Origin of the sequence: Methanobrevibacter sp. (assembly GCF_045646045.1) — an archaeon.
In the GTDB taxonomy this organism is placed as follows: Archaea; Methanobacteriota; Methanobacteria; order Methanobacteriales; family Methanobacteriaceae; genus Methanocatella.
In genome coordinates this window covers 15,780-30,317 of sequence record NZ_JAZRJY010000057.1, presented here as the reverse complement: position 1 = coordinate 30,317, position 14,538 = coordinate 15,780, and the positions used below count along the sequence as shown (strand labels likewise).

The 14,538-nt window shown below is 30.7% G+C and carries 20 protein-coding genes and 1 tRNA gene; 3 read left to right on the top strand and 18 right to left on the bottom strand.

All coding sequences use genetic code 11. The features are described 5' to 3' along the window. The first annotated feature begins 105 nt into the window (after positions 1 to 105). The gene (locus ACKI5C_RS03655; RefSeq protein ID WP_407431860.1) at positions 106 to 675 is read left to right on the top strand and encodes a DapH/DapD/GlmU-related protein; all 570 of its coding nucleotides are present in this window, start codon (positions 106 to 108) and stop codon (positions 673 to 675) included. Between the two features lie 149 nt (positions 676 to 824). Here the strand turns inward: ACKI5C_RS03655 and ACKI5C_RS03650 are convergent, their stop codons facing one another. From ACKI5C_RS03650 to ACKI5C_RS03630, 5 genes are all read right to left on the bottom strand, one after another. Beyond that, positions 825 to 1,499: a DNA alkylation repair protein gene (locus ACKI5C_RS03650; RefSeq protein ID WP_407431859.1), complete on the bottom strand. Its 675-nt coding sequence runs from the start codon at positions 1,497 to 1,499 to the stop codon at positions 825 to 827. A gap of 1 nt (position 1,500) precedes the next feature. Continuing rightward, positions 1,501 to 1,920: an RNA-binding protein gene (locus tag ACKI5C_RS03645; protein ID WP_407431858.1), complete on the bottom strand. Its 420-nt coding sequence runs from the start codon at positions 1,918 to 1,920 to the stop codon at positions 1,501 to 1,503. A 31-nt stretch (positions 1,921 to 1,951) separates the two neighbouring features. Continuing rightward, positions 1,952 to 2,509 carry a 50S ribosomal protein L15e gene (locus tag ACKI5C_RS03640; RefSeq protein WP_295592726.1) on the bottom strand — a complete coding sequence of 186 codons (558 nt, stop codon included), beginning with the start codon at positions 2,507 to 2,509 and terminating at the stop codon, positions 1,952 to 1,954. A 128-nt stretch (positions 2,510 to 2,637) separates the two neighbouring features. Then, on the bottom strand, positions 2,638 to 3,045 hold the full coding sequence (locus ACKI5C_RS03635; RefSeq protein WP_407431857.1) for an HIRAN domain-containing protein: 408 nt from the start codon (positions 3,043 to 3,045) through the stop codon (positions 2,638 to 2,640). Next, on the bottom strand, positions 3,046 to 3,786 hold the full coding sequence (locus ACKI5C_RS03630) for a hypothetical protein (RefSeq protein ID WP_407431856.1): 741 nt from the start codon (positions 3,784 to 3,786) through the stop codon (positions 3,046 to 3,048). Positions 3,787 to 3,854: 68 nt separating this feature from the next. On the opposite strand from ACKI5C_RS03630, the gene ACKI5C_RS03625 reads away from it, so the two are divergent. Together ACKI5C_RS03625 and ACKI5C_RS03620 are read left to right on the top strand one after the other, a co-directional pair. After that, the gene (locus tag ACKI5C_RS03625; protein ID WP_407431855.1) at positions 3,855 to 4,256 is read left to right on the top strand and encodes a DUF3795 domain-containing protein; all 402 of its coding nucleotides are present in this window, start codon (positions 3,855 to 3,857) and stop codon (positions 4,254 to 4,256) included. After that, positions 4,257 to 4,919: an NAD(P)H-dependent oxidoreductase gene (locus tag ACKI5C_RS03620; protein WP_407431854.1), complete on the top strand. Its 663-nt coding sequence runs from the start codon at positions 4,257 to 4,259 to the stop codon at positions 4,917 to 4,919. Between the two features lie 144 nt (positions 4,920 to 5,063). Here ACKI5C_RS03620 and ACKI5C_RS03615 read toward each other — a convergent pair whose 3' ends face one another. The 13 genes from ACKI5C_RS03615 to ACKI5C_RS03555 all read right to left on the bottom strand — a co-directional run bounded on the left by ACKI5C_RS03615 (position 5,064) and on the right by ACKI5C_RS03555 (position 14,538). Continuing rightward, on the bottom strand, positions 5,064 to 5,486 hold the full coding sequence (locus ACKI5C_RS03615) for a DUF3021 domain-containing protein (protein ID WP_407431853.1): 423 nt from the start codon (positions 5,484 to 5,486) through the stop codon (positions 5,064 to 5,066). A 9-nt stretch (positions 5,487 to 5,495) separates the two neighbouring features. Continuing rightward, complete coding sequence (locus tag ACKI5C_RS03610) at positions 5,496 to 5,936, bottom strand: LytTR family DNA-binding domain-containing protein (RefSeq protein ID WP_407431852.1); 441 nt, start codon at positions 5,934 to 5,936, stop codon at positions 5,496 to 5,498. Beyond that, complete coding sequence (locus ACKI5C_RS03605; protein WP_407431851.1) at positions 5,933 to 6,199, bottom strand: 2TM domain-containing protein; 267 nt, start codon at positions 6,197 to 6,199, stop codon at positions 5,933 to 5,935. The genes ACKI5C_RS03610 and ACKI5C_RS03605 overlap by 4 nt, the downstream gene beginning before the upstream one ends. Before the next feature lie 125 nt (positions 6,200 to 6,324). Beyond that, positions 6,325 to 6,999 carry a diacylglycerol/polyprenol kinase family protein gene (locus tag ACKI5C_RS03600; protein ID WP_407431850.1) on the bottom strand — a complete coding sequence of 225 codons (675 nt, stop codon included), beginning with the start codon at positions 6,997 to 6,999 and terminating at the stop codon, positions 6,325 to 6,327. Next, on the bottom strand, positions 6,999 to 8,117 hold the full coding sequence (locus tag ACKI5C_RS03595) for a tocopherol cyclase family protein (protein WP_407431849.1): 1,119 nt from the start codon (positions 8,115 to 8,117) through the stop codon (positions 6,999 to 7,001). The genes ACKI5C_RS03600 and ACKI5C_RS03595 overlap by 1 nt, the downstream gene beginning before the upstream one ends. 220 nt (positions 8,118 to 8,337) lie before the next feature. Further along, positions 8,338 to 8,410: transfer RNA gene (locus ACKI5C_RS03590), tRNA-Thr, on the bottom strand. A 21-nt stretch (positions 8,411 to 8,431) separates the two neighbouring features. Then, the gene (locus tag ACKI5C_RS03585; protein ID WP_407431848.1) at positions 8,432 to 8,728 is read right to left on the bottom strand and encodes a putative quinol monooxygenase; all 297 of its coding nucleotides are present in this window, start codon (positions 8,726 to 8,728) and stop codon (positions 8,432 to 8,434) included. A 52-nt stretch (positions 8,729 to 8,780) separates the two neighbouring features. Beyond that, positions 8,781 to 9,416 carry an HPP family protein gene (locus ACKI5C_RS03580; RefSeq protein WP_407431847.1) on the bottom strand — a complete coding sequence of 212 codons (636 nt, stop codon included), beginning with the start codon at positions 9,414 to 9,416 and terminating at the stop codon, positions 8,781 to 8,783. Positions 9,417 to 9,427: 11 nt separating this feature from the next. Further along, positions 9,428 to 10,261 carry a 4Fe-4S binding protein gene (locus ACKI5C_RS03575; RefSeq protein WP_407431846.1) on the bottom strand — a complete coding sequence of 278 codons (834 nt, stop codon included), beginning with the start codon at positions 10,259 to 10,261 and terminating at the stop codon, positions 9,428 to 9,430. 21 nt (positions 10,262 to 10,282) lie between these two features. Then, a complete protein-coding gene (locus ACKI5C_RS03570) occupies positions 10,283 to 11,227 on the bottom strand; it encodes a carbohydrate kinase family protein (RefSeq protein ID WP_407431845.1) in 945 nt (314 codons plus the stop codon). A gap of 9 nt (positions 11,228 to 11,236) precedes the next feature. Next, positions 11,237 to 12,127: a formylmethanofuran--tetrahydromethanopterin N-formyltransferase gene (locus ACKI5C_RS03565; RefSeq protein WP_407431844.1), complete on the bottom strand. Its 891-nt coding sequence runs from the start codon at positions 12,125 to 12,127 to the stop codon at positions 11,237 to 11,239. A gap of 1 nt (position 12,128) precedes the next feature. Beyond that, positions 12,129 to 13,175 carry a hypothetical protein gene (locus ACKI5C_RS03560; protein ID WP_407431843.1) on the bottom strand — a complete coding sequence of 349 codons (1,047 nt, stop codon included), beginning with the start codon at positions 13,173 to 13,175 and terminating at the stop codon, positions 12,129 to 12,131. Between the two features lie 4 nt (positions 13,176 to 13,179). Beyond that, entirely contained in the window at positions 13,180 to 14,538 is a 1,359-nt protein-coding gene (locus tag ACKI5C_RS03555) for a 4Fe-4S binding protein (RefSeq protein ID WP_407431842.1), read from the bottom strand.

Below are 14,538 nucleotides of genomic sequence, written 5' to 3'. Positions count from 1 at the left end.
ACTTCATGAAAACAAAAAATATAATGTAAAAAAAAATAAATCTCATTTAATCAACATTTTTTCAATGAAAATCATTATATTAAACTAATTAAAAAAACTAATAATATGTTAGAACTAAAAGAATTACTAGAAATTTTCAATAAAGGAAAAACATTAACCATGGATGAAGAAGGAGCAGAAGCCTGTAATTATTATTCCCAGGAAGCACAAAAAATAACCTGCGATATCAATTATCAATACCACGAATTTGAAGAAATAAGAAAATTATTCTCCAAATTAATCGGGAAAAAAGTGGATGATGAATTCAGACTTTTCCCACCATTTTACACTGATTTCGGAAAAAACATACATATTGGAAAAAACGTTTTCATTAATGCTGGCTGCAAATTTCAGGACCAGGGAGGAATTTACATTGGCGATGATGTTTTGATTGGACATAATGTTGTTCTTGCAACATTAAACCATGAAGAAGAACTTGAAAAAAGAGAAAACTTATGCCCTTCACCAATAAAAATAGACAATAAAGTCTGGATTGGTTCTAATGCTACAATATTACCTGGCGTTACAATCGGTGAGGGAGCAATCATTGCAGCAGGCGCAGTTGTAACTAAAGATGTCAGTGCAAAAACAGTAGTCGGTGGTGTCCCTGCCAAATTTATTAAAAAAATTGATTGAATATACTCACCCATATAATGAAAGAGAGCATGAATTATTTGGGCGGACAATGATTAAAATAACAAAATTATAAAACCATCATTTAATTTAAACAACATTAAATGAATCATGCATTATTTTAACTAATTAAATGTAGATAGACAATTCAATTAAGACAATTTCTTTTGAACTTTTTCACTTTCAAGTTCTCTGATTGCATTGGATGAAATCCATCTGCAGGCCTTATCATCAAATTGAGATATTTCATAAGCAACATCCAATGCTTTTCTATTACATTCAATGTCTCGTTTTCCAATTTGTCTTAAAGCCCAATTAACTGATTTTTTAACAAAATTTCTATTATCAAAAGAAGCTTTTTTAATTAATGGAAAATATTTATCAAAATATTCGGATTCAGCATTCTTATCCCGAACTGCAATAACCGCAATCAAACTGAAAGCAGTTCTTTTAACGAATTCCTTTTCAGACTCACACCATATGAAAATATTATCTCGGGCTTGCGGCAAATCAACAAGTAAGTTAATACAGGCCTGATCTACAATATCCCATGAATAGAATGAATAAACCCATTCGTTCAATTGTTTAGAAGTGACTTTTTCTTTTTCTTCTATCATCGTAGCAAGCAAATGAGATTCATGATAAGGATGATTCCATAGTTCAATAGCTAAATCATGATCTTTTCCAATTTCTTTAGCTAATTTTCTAATAACTGGAAGTCTAATACCATACGAATATTCACATCCAATAGCAAATCTTTTATTTGAATTAACAACGCTTTCATCAGATATTTCTTCAAAATAAGCAATTACATCTTGAAAATTCATATCATCCATCCAAAATAGCTTCTCTAACCTTTTCCACTGCAATTTCTTTTTTTGCAGGATAAGCAGCAATTTTTATTTTAAGATGAATAGAATCTCCAGAATCCTTAATAGTTAATTTTTCATCTATGGCATCGGCTTTATCAAATCTTAAAAACCAGTTTCCTTTTTCATCGATTTTTCGCTCTAAATCATCGTTTAATTTATCCAAATCCACAGATTCTAAAAGTAAGTTAAAAAAAGCTTTGGTGTATCTTTTCTTAGAAACAACACCTGATAAAATTATTATTTTATCTTCAGTTAAACCTTCAGCCTCTTCCGCTTCTATTTCGGCTTCAGGCAAAATATTTAAAATAGCTTGTGATAGTTCCTCAACATCTTCGTTTTCATAAACAAAGACTCTAAATTTTATATTATGTATCATGAAAATCAAAAAGAGTAGTAAAAAAGAGAGATTATAAATCTCTTCTTCTTGCTTGTTCACTACCTTTTCCTTTAGATTTTATTCCACGTCCTTTGTTACCAGCACTAGTTAAACCTCTTAAAGCTCTATTAGTGTGTTTTTTGGAGCAAATCCAATTGATTTTTTTATCGTTAATGATAGAAGGACTTTGTGGATCTACTAAAATAACTTCGTAGTATTTATATCTACCGTCAGACCATACCCAGTAAGAGTTTAATACTTCTAAGTTAGGGTATTTTTTGCCTACTCTTTCTTCAGCAATTCTTTGAATAGATTTAGCTTGAGTGATTTTGTTTACACCCATTCTTTTAGGTTTACGACCGCCTTTGAAACGTGATTTTCTTCTTCCACCACGTCTTACTCTGGTTCTTACTAAAACGAAACCTTTTTTAGCCCTGTAACCTAAACTTCTAGCTCTGTCTAATCTAGTAGGTCTGTCAATTCTTTGTACTACTTTTTGACGTCTCCATTGTGGAGCTCTTTGCCACATGAGTTCACGTACGTAAGACTCATCTGGGTTTTTCCAAGCATCTCTAATATATTTATACATAAATTTCACCTTTTTTTGTTCAGCTATAAAAGCCACATCCAATGGGAACTTATCCCAAAAAAAGCAAACTGCTAAAATTTTAACAGTAATAAAATATTTGTTTTAAGTACATATAAAGTTAATGTTTTTTAGGACTCTTTTAGAAATATTTTAAAATTGATGAATTTAATTTCATATCCTTCATAAACTTTATCTACACCAAAGCTTACAACGACACCATATAGCTCTTTTCCGCCATCCATGAGCTTAGACAATACATAATTATCTTTTCGTGGAACATAACCTATTTTCTGGCCATTATACTTAACCAGAATAGCATGCTTGTCATATTCGTTTGAAGCTTCACGAAGCAATTCCAGTTTATCCCTAACTTTAATTATTGGAAAAATATCATCTATATAATCAATATAATCTAAACCTGCAACATAAGTCTTTATTAAAAATATATCCTTTAAAAAAGGCTTTAACTTGCCGCCTTTTTGAAGAAAACCTACAATATCTGTTATATCCGAATTAGGTTTTTGAATATTTGCCATTTAAATCAAATCATTAATTTTATTTTCAAGATTTTCAATATCTTCTTTTCTATCTTCAATCAGTTCATTAAGCATGTTTTTATATTTCTGACCTGATTCATCATCTTCAAGTAATTCTTTTTTATTAAATGGATATTTTTCCTTAAGTTCCATTATTTTATCTTCATACTCCCGAACCAATTTTTTTAAATCATCTATTTGGGTAGTTTCCTCCCCAGCATTTTCAGGAAGGATGGCTGCAACAGATTCCAAACCTTTTAAATCACCATGTTCAAAACAATATACTGCCCTATAAAATAAATTCAATTCAAAAAATGTCTGATTAGGATTTAAATCTGGATGTAATTTTTTAACAAGCATCCGATAAAGTTTTTTAAGTTTTTTTGTATCACTTTCAGATAATTTTTCAGGAGTATTTTCTTCAAGAGATTTGATTTCATCTATTTGGGCCTGTACCTGCTTTTCAAACTCTTCAAACTCTTCCTGCAGTATCTTTTCAATCTTATCCAAATCAATTTCATTTCCGTGGTTAATTTCAATTTGGATTAACTGAAGCTTTCGTTTTAATTTATCGATTTTAAGTTCCAGATTATACAATTCATATTCCAATATTCCAAACTCTAAAACATATTGTCTTTCAATTTCCGGACCCACATGACTTATTAAATTATCATATTGCAAAATTAACTGTGCTAACTGATCTTTTAAACTTGCTACTTCAGGATGAATAATTAATGTCATTTGAATCAAACCGATTTTTTACAAAAATATTTATTTTTAAATTAATATAACTTTTTTGTAGAGATATTATGAAAATGCCAGATACTATTGATTCAAAGTTATTCGCTCCTTGTGGAGTTAATTGTATTAGTTGTGAAAGATACCAAAATCCATGTGTAGGTTGTTTAATTGGGGATGACGGTAAAAACAAAGCTAGTTTAAAATGTAAAATCAAATCCTGTTTTGATACTAAGAATTTTAGTTACTGCGGTCGATGCAGCGAATTTCCATGCCCCTTAATAAAAAAACATTCAAAAAAATATGTTAAGAGACATGATTTTAATACATTGGACAGTGCTAAAAGAATAAAAACCACAGGCATTGGAAAAATTATGGCACAGGATCGTGAAAGATGGATGTGTCCAGAATGCGGAGGAGTAATTCATTTTCAGACCAATGTATGTTCAGAATGTGGCTTTAAAGGTGATTAGATGGAATTTTATCTGATTAATGGCGGACCAAGAAAGAAATATAACACGACAAAACTTCTAAATAGAGTATATGATGGAATCAAAAATGAATTAGAAAAAAATAATATCCAAGAATACAATATCAATACTGTAAGACTATACGATTTGGATTACAAAGGCTGCAAATCCTGTTTCCACTGCAAAAAGATTGGTGGAAAATACTATGGGCAATGCCCAATCAAAGACGATTTAAGGGAATTGCTTCCAAAAATTCATGAAAGTGATGCAGTAGTATTTGCAAGTCCAATATATTTTGGAGGCATTACCGGTGAATTAAAAAGCTTTTTAGAAAGATTAATGTTTTCCAAATTAGTTTACGGTAAAGAATCACTGGCTTCCAAAAAACCTAATGGAATAATCTATTCAATGAATGTTAAAAAAGAGTTGTCTGATGAAATTTATGAAGAAACTGTTTTTAAGACAACTGAAGAATATCTTTCCTATACTTTCGGAAAACCTTATTCACTGAAAGTATATGACACATATCAATTTAAAGATTATTCATTATATGAAAATTACCTCTTTGATGAAAAAGAAAAAGCAAAAACCCTTGAAAAACAATTTCCGAAGGATTTAGACTCTGCATATAATTTGGGCATGAAATTAGCTAAAGATACAATATAACTAAAAACATAATATTTATATAATAAATATAACAATAGTTTTAATTGTAAATTAACTATTGTTATTAAATTAGCAATACGTTATATTACTCACCCATTTGTATATATTTAAGAGATTTGGGGTTAAATCCCCATAATACTCTCTTTATCCTAATTTTTGATTTATTTCGCGAGCTTCCAAATAATAGTAGATATAAAAACCTAACCAGAATACTACTGCAAAAATAACTGCAATAATAACCCATTCTATTATTACACCAATTCCGAAAGTTAATGGCAACCATCCCAAATATATAGCCACACTAAATAGAACCGTAAATCCAATAGCCATTTGAAACAACACTTGCAAAGGCAAAGATAAATCTTCCCTATCATAGATTAAACCACTTAAAGAAAATGCCCATCCAATCACAACAGATCCGAAAAATGCATTAATTACATCATAACCTGAAAAAACAACATTCTGTGGTCCTGACTGAAATGCAATTAATACTTCAATTAATGCAACTATAAAACAACCGACAAATGCCCCTAATGCAAGTCTTTGTATTATATCAGTGATTTTCATAATTAACACCTACAAACCTAATGCCTCTTTAAACTCAGGCAAATATTTTCTTGAAATATTATCCTTCAAACCATTTTTCAACATTATAAACATCATACCCTTTAAGGATGGAGCTACACGATCAATCTTTTTAATATTAATAATTGTTGTTTTTGATATACGAACAAAAGACTGATCTAAAGACTCTTCAACTTGATATAATGCTTTTTTAACAGTATAATCATTATTGTGAGTATAAACTTTAACAACCTTATCTTCAACACGAATCATAAAAATTTCATCATATTCCAAAAAGGTAATATCCTTTCCTTTTTTAACCGCAAGCATGTCATTTTTTGATTCATCTTCTAAAAGATTTATCGCTTTTTGAATATTGTCCGTTAACTCATTTGTATGAATATCCGCATATGGTTCTTCAACATCTCTTGAAAAGAACAAATTTACTTTCATTTTGATAATTTCTCCATTTCTTGTGCGATTTTTCTTTCACGATATTCATCGCTACAAATATCTTGAAATACAAACGCTTTTAAAAAGTCTTTTAATACACCAATTCCCCAGAAAAATACTGGAAACAAAACCCACCAAAAGTGTGGTGAACATATTGCATTAATTATAGCTAAAAATGCATTTATACAAACATAAGGTATTAAGTTTCTATAAAATTTAAGTTTATTATCAACCTTTTCAGCTGCTCTTTCATAATCATTCATTTACATAACCTCTGTGTATTTCGTTAATAATAGTTAGAACAATAATATATAAAGGCCTAATTATCACTTCAGCTAAGATGCAGAAATACACATTTGAAATGCAAAAAATAGAAAGTGAAAAGTAACTATATTGTAATAGTTACCAAATAATATAAAATTGAAGTTAATGCAGGAACAGTTAAATTATCAATTCCACCATAACTTAAAGCTTCACAAATAGTTGCAACAGCAGAAATTCCTAAAATAGCTGCCAAATTAAAGTTAGGCATTGGATAACCAATTGTTAAGAAAACCATCCAGACAAATACACTCATTACAGTTGTTACTACAAACATTGTAAGTGATCCTTCCAATGATTTTTCACCACCAAATACCTTATATTTGACTCTACCGAATTTTTGACCTATTAATGCTGCAAAACCATCACCGTATACCATAGGCACAATAGCTAGTGCAACAATCCACAGATGATTGGAAAATACAGCAATCAGAACTGTCCAAATACCTGCATAGAAGAACAAACCTAAAGCATGCCCTGACTCAGTTACGCTGTTTTCAATTTTGATAGGTGAATATTCCGTTAGGAAGAATAATCCTATTGTAATCGGTAAAGTTAAAAACCAAACCATTACCCAGGGATCTGAGAAAAACGGCATGGCAAATATCATATTACCTACCATAATATGTAGAAATTTACGTGAAACCTCAGGCTTGGCCTTTAAAATCTTCTCGGCTATTACAAATATGGCTGCAACATAAATATAAACAACAATTAATGCCAGAACATCAGTCCATATCATTATTTATCATACTCCCCATATTCACAGCCAGCATTTTCCATTTTTACATGATCAATTAATGTACCGTCTTTTTTATATAATTTAATTTCACCCCAACCGTTTCCACCATTCCATAAACGATTGTGACGTTTTTGTCCATCTGGAGCTTCATAATTAATAAACATCATTTCATCACGTTTGCAGTACAATACCATTTCCATACGTGAATTTTTATTAGAGGCATTTACATGCCATGTGTGGACATCATCCCCCTCTTCAAAATCAAAATCAATTTTAACCATGTTCCAGAACCTTGCAAAGTTGTATTCATACATGGTTCCTTCATAATAAAATCCTATTAATAGTTTACGCGGAATAGATATTCCAAATGCTTTTGGCCTTCCGCCACCTGCTTCAAATGCAGAATTGTTTAATTTTTTACCGGTTTTAAGACTGGTTAAATTGCATGAAGAAATCCAAAGCCATGGAGAAGTAAAGTCTCCACCCCAGTTTTTATCGGCATATCCATATGATTTTTCAGGAATAACTTCATATTCAACACCATCAAGCCAAATACTTCCACTGTATTCAGTTTTAATTCCTTCAGCATGCCAAAACATTTCAAAAGAGTTTAATTTTCTAAATAATCCGTTTGCACCATAACCAACATTGAATGCAATCTGTTTATCAATATCCAAATCCCATCTCATATCCCCAGCATCACACATATACTCAGGATGGTTTTTGGCATCTTCTTCGGTTACTGTACATGAACCAGACATATGGGTTTCAGTTAGTGAACAGTCCCCTACACGAATATCCAATTCCTTATCCGGACATTGGAAATCTTTCATTGAGTAAAAATTATGAATCTGTTTAGGATTTTTACCCCATGTTCCTACTTTCATCATGAAATAGGAAGGTTTTTTACCTAATTTTTTATTTTCAGGATCCTGACCTAATGTAGGTTTATCCTCAGCTAATGCAGGGTTACACACAAAATATTCAATAAAAAATGGTTTTGCTTCACCTGTTTCCTTATTATATGCAGTAAGTGAATGCCACCACCAGTCATAACCTTTTTTTGCAAGTGGCCCCTTAAGCATAAAATAGTCTCTTTCCAAATCACTCTTATTCATAAGAAATCCTCCCAATATATATTAATGTTTATCTAAAATATAATAAAAATATTATCATTAATGTAGTATCAAATGTTAATTTGAATAGAAGTTTTTCCATATTTAAATCTAAAAAATAATTTGTCAATTTATTTTAAATGAAGAATCAAAAATTTATTTTTTACTGATTCTCAAAAATAAAAATATGTAAAATAATTGAATATTAATAAAATTAAAAAAAAGCTACTGACGGGACTTGAACCCGCAACCTCCGCCTTACGAGGGCGGCACACTGCCAATTGTGTTACAGTAGCAAAAAAATTTCTGAAAAAGAATTAAAATTCAAGTTTTTCAGAATTAAATAAATCAATGCTCATTTCACCAGTGACCAAATCGCCAATTTTTTGACCAAATTCAAGGAAATGCTTTGTCTGCATATGCTTTTGCAGGATTTCCATAGATTCCCACTTTTCAACAAACATTAATGAATTATCAGAAGTATCTTCATATAGATTATAATCAATATTTCCTTCTTCTGATTGAGAATTTTTAATCAATTCTTTTGAAGACTCGATGATGCTTGCTTTTGCAGCTTCATCTTTAGGTACTGTTTTAGCCAAAACTATTATCATATACAAACCTCCTAAAATGATTTAGATAAATCAAAATCACTTTAAATCATAATTATTTTCTAGCTTTACCAACTCTGCGTGCAATAACTATTTCACCAACAGAAATTAGACCTGCAAAGAATTTTTCCAATCCACCTGTTGCCCAAATAGCTTCACCAAAAGTGGAATTCATAATATTTTCTTCATATTGTTCCGGAGATATTTTTACACCAGTGGTTTTTTTGGAAACCAAAGCTGATGCGGACATTAATTCTTCCCAGGTAACACCTTTAAGTTGATGTTGCATCGCTTTATATAATTTTACAACTTTAATATCATATAGTTCAGATAATAATTCAACAATATCACAAGCACGAACCATACCTATGACCTGATTATCATCGTTAATAACAGGAACTGTAACAAATTTATTATTTGCAGTTAAAAGAACAGCAAGTCTTGCAGGAGCATCTTCATGAATAGTAGTAATTTCTTCATAAGAACTCATGATTTCACTAATTTTTTCATTACCTTCTCTTAAACCTCTTGTTACATCAAAAGAAGTTACCCATCCAATTAATTGTTTATTTTCATTAACAACAGGACATGTAAATCTTCTTATTTCTTCCATAACTTTAGATACTTCAACAACACTATCATCGCTATTTAAATATGCGAAATCTTTATCCATTAACTCTCTAGCTTTCAAAACAATACCTCCTATTCAATTTCTACACGTTTTAATGCTTCAACAGGACAATGATTACTACATTCAACACAGCGAATACATTTATCATCATCCAATACAACTTCCCCATCTTCTAACCTTATAGCATCAACGGGACAATTTTCTTCACATAAGAAACAGTTAACACATAAATCATGGTTAACTTCAATTTTTCTGCTGTGAACTATAGGTCCCAGAATTCTATCCAATGTAATGGCACCATCATTTTTTGAAATTTCAACACAAGCACTGCATCCAATACACAATTTCTTATTGATATAAGGATATAATGTATCATCATCTAAATCAATACCAGTATCGAAGCCTAATTTATCAAAAAATTCTTTAAATTCTAAAGTAAATGCATTTGTCGGACATAAATCAGCGCAGTCTTGCCAATTATTACCTTGAGTGTAATCGATTTTAATGTCATTCATTCTAACAGTTCTATGATAATAACGGACATTATTTACACTGTATTCCATGAAACCTTCATTCTCATCATCACCTTCATGATAAGTAACAACATTTTTAATCAACTTAATAGCTGAAACAGGACAGGTTTGAACACAGATTTCACATTTAACACATTTATCAGTAATTTTAGCTAACCTGAAAATATTAGCAGGTTTAATAGCATCTACTGGACATGTGCCAACACAAGTATTACATCTCACGCATTTCGGTGCAACGGCAATAATCTCTTCTTCAGTTTTAAAATCAGATAACTCAAATTGGAAATCATCACCATCATCATCTAATTCAACAGATTTTAAAAGAACTTCACGTTCTAAACTTTTCATCTGTTTTATAAACGACACATACATATTATTACCTACATGTTATTTTTAATTAATCTCATTAATAAATTCTTTTAGTTCATTTGATTTAGGAAATTTCTCCATCCCAAATCCACCAATAGCCTTACTGGCTACCCAATTACCGATTTTACATGATTTTTCTAAATCATATTCTTTTAAATAAGCATATAAAAATCCGCTGTTAAAACTATCCCCAGCACCAGTAGTATCAACAACATCACATTTAAATGCTCCAACATCACATTCTTCATTATTATTACAAGCATAAACTCCCTGAGAACCTCTTTTAACAACAATTGTGCTAATTCCACAATCAAAAAGTTTTTTAGCTAATTGTTTATATGAGGACTCATCATCATTAAATAATAATCTTAATTCAGATTCATTTATCAGTAAAATGTCACATCTATCCAAAATTGGTTTTATTTCATCAAATCCTTTTTGAACATATAGCATTCCAGGATCAAAACTCAAAACACAATCCTTATTTAATTTTTCAAGTAATTCTATCTGAGTTTTAAATGAATCACCAACAAAAGAAGTATAATGCATTATTTTACATCTCATAATGTTTAGGGTGTTAATTTCATCAATTACAATTTCATCATTAACTCCCGGATCTACATAAAGACATCTGTCACCATTGGAGTCGACAAAACCCAAACACTTACCAGTACTTCCTTCATCAGCATAAATTAAATTATTTGAAAAAACTCCATTAAATGCCAAGTTATATTCGATTAACTCACCGTCATCATCCTCGGCTATCTTACCTATAATTGAAGTTGATATGCCTAACCTTGATAAACCAACTATCGTATTAGCTGCAGAACCTCCAGGAGTATCCTGGCTAGTTTTAATAAAACTTTCTTCGTCTGCTCCAGCAATATTTTCAACAGAGTATAGTTTATCTACATTCAATGCTCCAAATCCTATAACTTCTGCATTTAAATCATCTTCAAGCATTTCCATACTATAACCTTATTTCAGTAAATCCAATAAATTATAAATTTTATCTCCAAGTTTACCATCAAAATTACCTGCAGATATTCCAATAACACCATCAACATCAATAGCTGCATCAATACCTGCCTTTAATGCTTTAAACATAGCATCCACATTTGTAGCATTAACAACTATTTCCGGAATATAATTAACATTTTCAGGTACTTTTGATTCATCACCCAACTTCTCTTTTAAAGAAGGACAGTAATAATGATTTGTAGTTGGTCCGATTTCAGGATAATTGGTTTCTGGTTTTGAAGCCGCAGAGCAAACATCAAAAGGAGTGGTTGCTCCTTCAACTTCCATTATAGCATTAATTATAGCATCACCAGCAGTTATTACTGCTTCTGGAGTTTCACATAAATACCAGAAATTACCTCCCATTATACCATCATTAATTTTAAACTTTTCTTCAATTTGGAAATCAGGAACTGCAATAGGCACATTTATCATGCGGCGACCGTATTCTTCAACAATCCATTCCCATCCATCACCACAGTGACCTACAATATCCATCATTTCAATATAATCATCACTTTCACTATCAGAATAGTCAAATATACGTGTAAATGGCTTAACCAATACATCCTGCCTTAAACGATAAGATAATTCAAAAGCGAATTTTTCCTTATCATCCCCACCTAACCAATACTGTACAACAGCACCAAAACGGCCGTCAGGAGTTTCACTTTTATCCAAAAATCCTTCTACACCACCTTCTACCCTACCTATAACTGCACTTGGAGTTGAAGTAGAGTCATATGCTGCTCTTTTAACAATTTCTTCAGTTGGTCCTGTAATTAAAGCTCTCACATATTTACCTTCAAAAGCTTCAAAAAAGGTGTCTTCGACTTTATCATAATTCATTTTATCCAAGTCCTCCTATGTCTTCGCCACGAATATTATTTCGCATATTGACACTTTCTTTTAATATTTTATCATAATTTTTATCATTAACAATTTCAATAATAGGATAATTCTTATCATCAAACACTTCAAAGAATTTATCATTGATTTCTTTTGAAATATTATACTCTGAAAATAATTTATTTAAATCATTCTGTGAGTTATAATCATTAATAAACTGTAAAACTTTATCCTTATCATAATTTGCATAAAGATCTGCAATTACAGCAGTAGTTACTGCACTTGGAGAAACAATAGCAAATTCAGCTACTTTAAGAGGATACTCATTACCATTGAAAGATATTGAGATTCCATTATTTTTGCGGGCAAATTCCAATGCCTCCACATCAGTAATACTATCACCAATATATAAAAGATTGTTGATATCAACATTATCTCTTTCAATGATAGTATCAATAGCTAATTTTTTACCTAATCCTCCAACAACATCAATTTTTTTGATTTTTTCATAAATATCCATTTTTGGAATTTCATTAAAGAAAATCCTATCAAATAGTTCATAATCTTCAGGATTATCCAATATTTGAATTTTGTATTCTGCCATTTTAGACAATTCTTCATCATTTAAATGTAGTGCATCTACATCAACATTTGTGTAAAATGTATTTTCAAATGGGAATTCCATATAATTAGATAGTGCTTCAATATATTGACCATAACTAGTACTGACTATGTAAGTATTCATAGCTCCCATTAAATATTTTAATAGAAATTTTGAATCCCTAATCGCATATATATTATTTTTTGAAAAATCAATCAAGTCCTTATTTTTAAGATTTTCAAGAACGAAAAATGGCAAGATAAATTTTAAAGTATTTCCTACTTTATAACCTTCTTTTTTAACGACATCAGCAAGATAATCATCATATAAACTAAGAATTTTAAATAATTCACCGCCATTTTCAATAAAGTGTGCGCATAATTCAAATGCATTATCATTAAGTGTTAGTGGACCTTCACAGTCAGTTATAAAAGATTTTTCAAACATTAATTCACCTAAAGTTAATAATTCTTATTGAATCAACAGGACAAATTGCCTCACAAGTTCTACAGTAAATACATTTATCTTCAACAAATTCAACATGATTATCAGCCAAAACCAAAGCATCAGTTGGACAATTTCTCACACAAATTGCACATGCCTGACATTTAGTCGTGGAAATGGATAAATCACCTTCCCTTTGTTTAAACAGGTAAGATCTCGCATAATACAAATCAGTGTCTTTACTATAGTAATAGTCATCATAAGCTCCAATAGCATCAAATTGACATTTTTCAACACATTTTCCACAGTAAACACAATTATCATTAATTGAAATTGGATTAGGACCATTAAGCTCTATAGCATCAACAGGACATACATTATAACATTCACCACAGGCGATACATTTTTTAGAATAGACTTCAATATTTCTATCCATCAAATAAGAACCGAATAGCCTATCAAAATTATTGAGTTCAATGCCTGAATCCAAAACAACACCCAATTCCTTTTCCATTTGATCATTAACTTTACATTCAATGAAATTTTCGAAATTCTGGTCATCGAATTCCAAAGACATTGCTGTAGCAACTTTTTTAAGAACAGAATTAAGGCTGATTAAATCCAAGGATAATCTTTTCATATCATTGTCTGCAATATTGGATACAATATCAAATGATTTAATTTCACTATACATTTTATATGCCTTTTTACGTGAAGCATATCTTATTGCTCCAGAAGGACAGGAATGCATACATTCTTCACATCTTGCACAGTATCCAGGATTAATATAAGGCAGTTTATTTGTTCTTCCAACATTAATTGCACCTGTTGAAGGACAAACTCTAGTACATGTCATACAGCCAATACATTTATCCTGATTGACAACGATTGCTTTACCTCCTTTAACAGTTTTAGGAAGTAACTGACCATATTTAATTGCATCAGTAGGACATACCCTAAAACAGTATCCGCAGCGAACACAAGTGTCTTTATCTATTTCACTGTGTGGAGGGTGTTTACCATCATTAAAAATATGAATAGATCCATTTTTACAAGCCTGTACACATGCACCACATGCTTTACATAATTTAATATTAATATTTGGAACTTCTTCCTTAATAGGAGGATCCATTTGAACATCTAAAGAAATTGCATCATATGGACATGCATTACGACATAAAACACAACCAAAGCAAGTATTTTTTATTTTGACAAGACCATCACTATCATCCATATATATTGCATCAATAGGACATGAACTGAGACATGGTTTATCAACACAATTATCACATTTTGTTTGATTAATTAAATAATCAACATCAACACGTCTTAATGGCCTTGGAGTTTTAGTATAACTATCAATCAT

Coding starts and splice junctions, on each gene's coding strand:
- ACKI5C_RS03655 (WP_407431860.1), top strand. CDS start 106: ATGTTAGAACTAAAAGAATTACTAGAAATTTTCAATAAAGGAAAAACA.
- ACKI5C_RS03650 (WP_407431859.1), bottom strand. CDS start 1,499: ATGAATTTTCAAGATGTAATTGCTTATTTTGAAGAAATATCTGATGAA.
- ACKI5C_RS03645 (WP_407431858.1), bottom strand. CDS start 1,920: ATGATACATAATATAAAATTTAGAGTCTTTGTTTATGAAAACGAAGAT.
- ACKI5C_RS03640 (WP_295592726.1), bottom strand. CDS start 2,509: ATGTATAAATATATTAGAGATGCTTGGAAAAACCCAGATGAGTCTTAC.
- ACKI5C_RS03635 (WP_407431857.1), bottom strand. CDS start 3,045: ATGGCAAATATTCAAAAACCTAATTCGGATATAACAGATATTGTAGGT.
- ACKI5C_RS03630 (WP_407431856.1), bottom strand. CDS start 3,786: ATGACATTAATTATTCATCCTGAAGTAGCAAGTTTAAAAGATCAGTTA.
- ACKI5C_RS03625 (WP_407431855.1), top strand. CDS start 3,855: ATGAAAATGCCAGATACTATTGATTCAAAGTTATTCGCTCCTTGTGGA.
- ACKI5C_RS03620 (WP_407431854.1), top strand. CDS start 4,257: ATGGAATTTTATCTGATTAATGGCGGACCAAGAAAGAAATATAACACG.
- ACKI5C_RS03615 (WP_407431853.1), bottom strand. CDS start 5,486: ATGAAAATCACTGATATAATACAAAGACTTGCATTAGGGGCATTTGTC.
- ACKI5C_RS03610 (WP_407431852.1), bottom strand. CDS start 5,936: ATGAAAGTAAATTTGTTCTTTTCAAGAGATGTTGAAGAACCATATGCG.
- ACKI5C_RS03605 (WP_407431851.1), bottom strand. CDS start 6,199: ATGAATGATTATGAAAGAGCAGCTGAAAAGGTTGATAATAAACTTAAA.
- ACKI5C_RS03600 (WP_407431850.1), bottom strand. CDS start 6,999: ATGATATGGACTGATGTTCTGGCATTAATTGTTGTTTATATTTATGTT.
- ACKI5C_RS03595 (WP_407431849.1), bottom strand. CDS start 8,117: ATGAATAAGAGTGATTTGGAAAGAGACTATTTTATGCTTAAGGGGCCA.
- ACKI5C_RS03585 (WP_407431848.1), bottom strand. CDS start 8,728: ATGATAATAGTTTTGGCTAAAACAGTACCTAAAGATGAAGCTGCAAAA.
- ACKI5C_RS03575 (WP_407431846.1), bottom strand. CDS start 10,261: ATGTATGTGTCGTTTATAAAACAGATGAAAAGTTTAGAACGTGAAGTT.
- ACKI5C_RS03570 (WP_407431845.1), bottom strand. CDS start 11,227: ATGGAAATGCTTGAAGATGATTTAAATGCAGAAGTTATAGGATTTGGA.
- ACKI5C_RS03565 (WP_407431844.1), bottom strand. CDS start 12,127: ATGAATTATGATAAAGTCGAAGACACCTTTTTTGAAGCTTTTGAAGGT.
- ACKI5C_RS03560 (WP_407431843.1), bottom strand. CDS start 13,175: ATGTTTGAAAAATCTTTTATAACTGACTGTGAAGGTCCACTAACACTT.
- ACKI5C_RS03555 (WP_407431842.1), bottom strand. CDS start 14,538: ATGATTGATAGTTATACTAAAACTCCAAGGCCATTAAGACGTGTTGAT.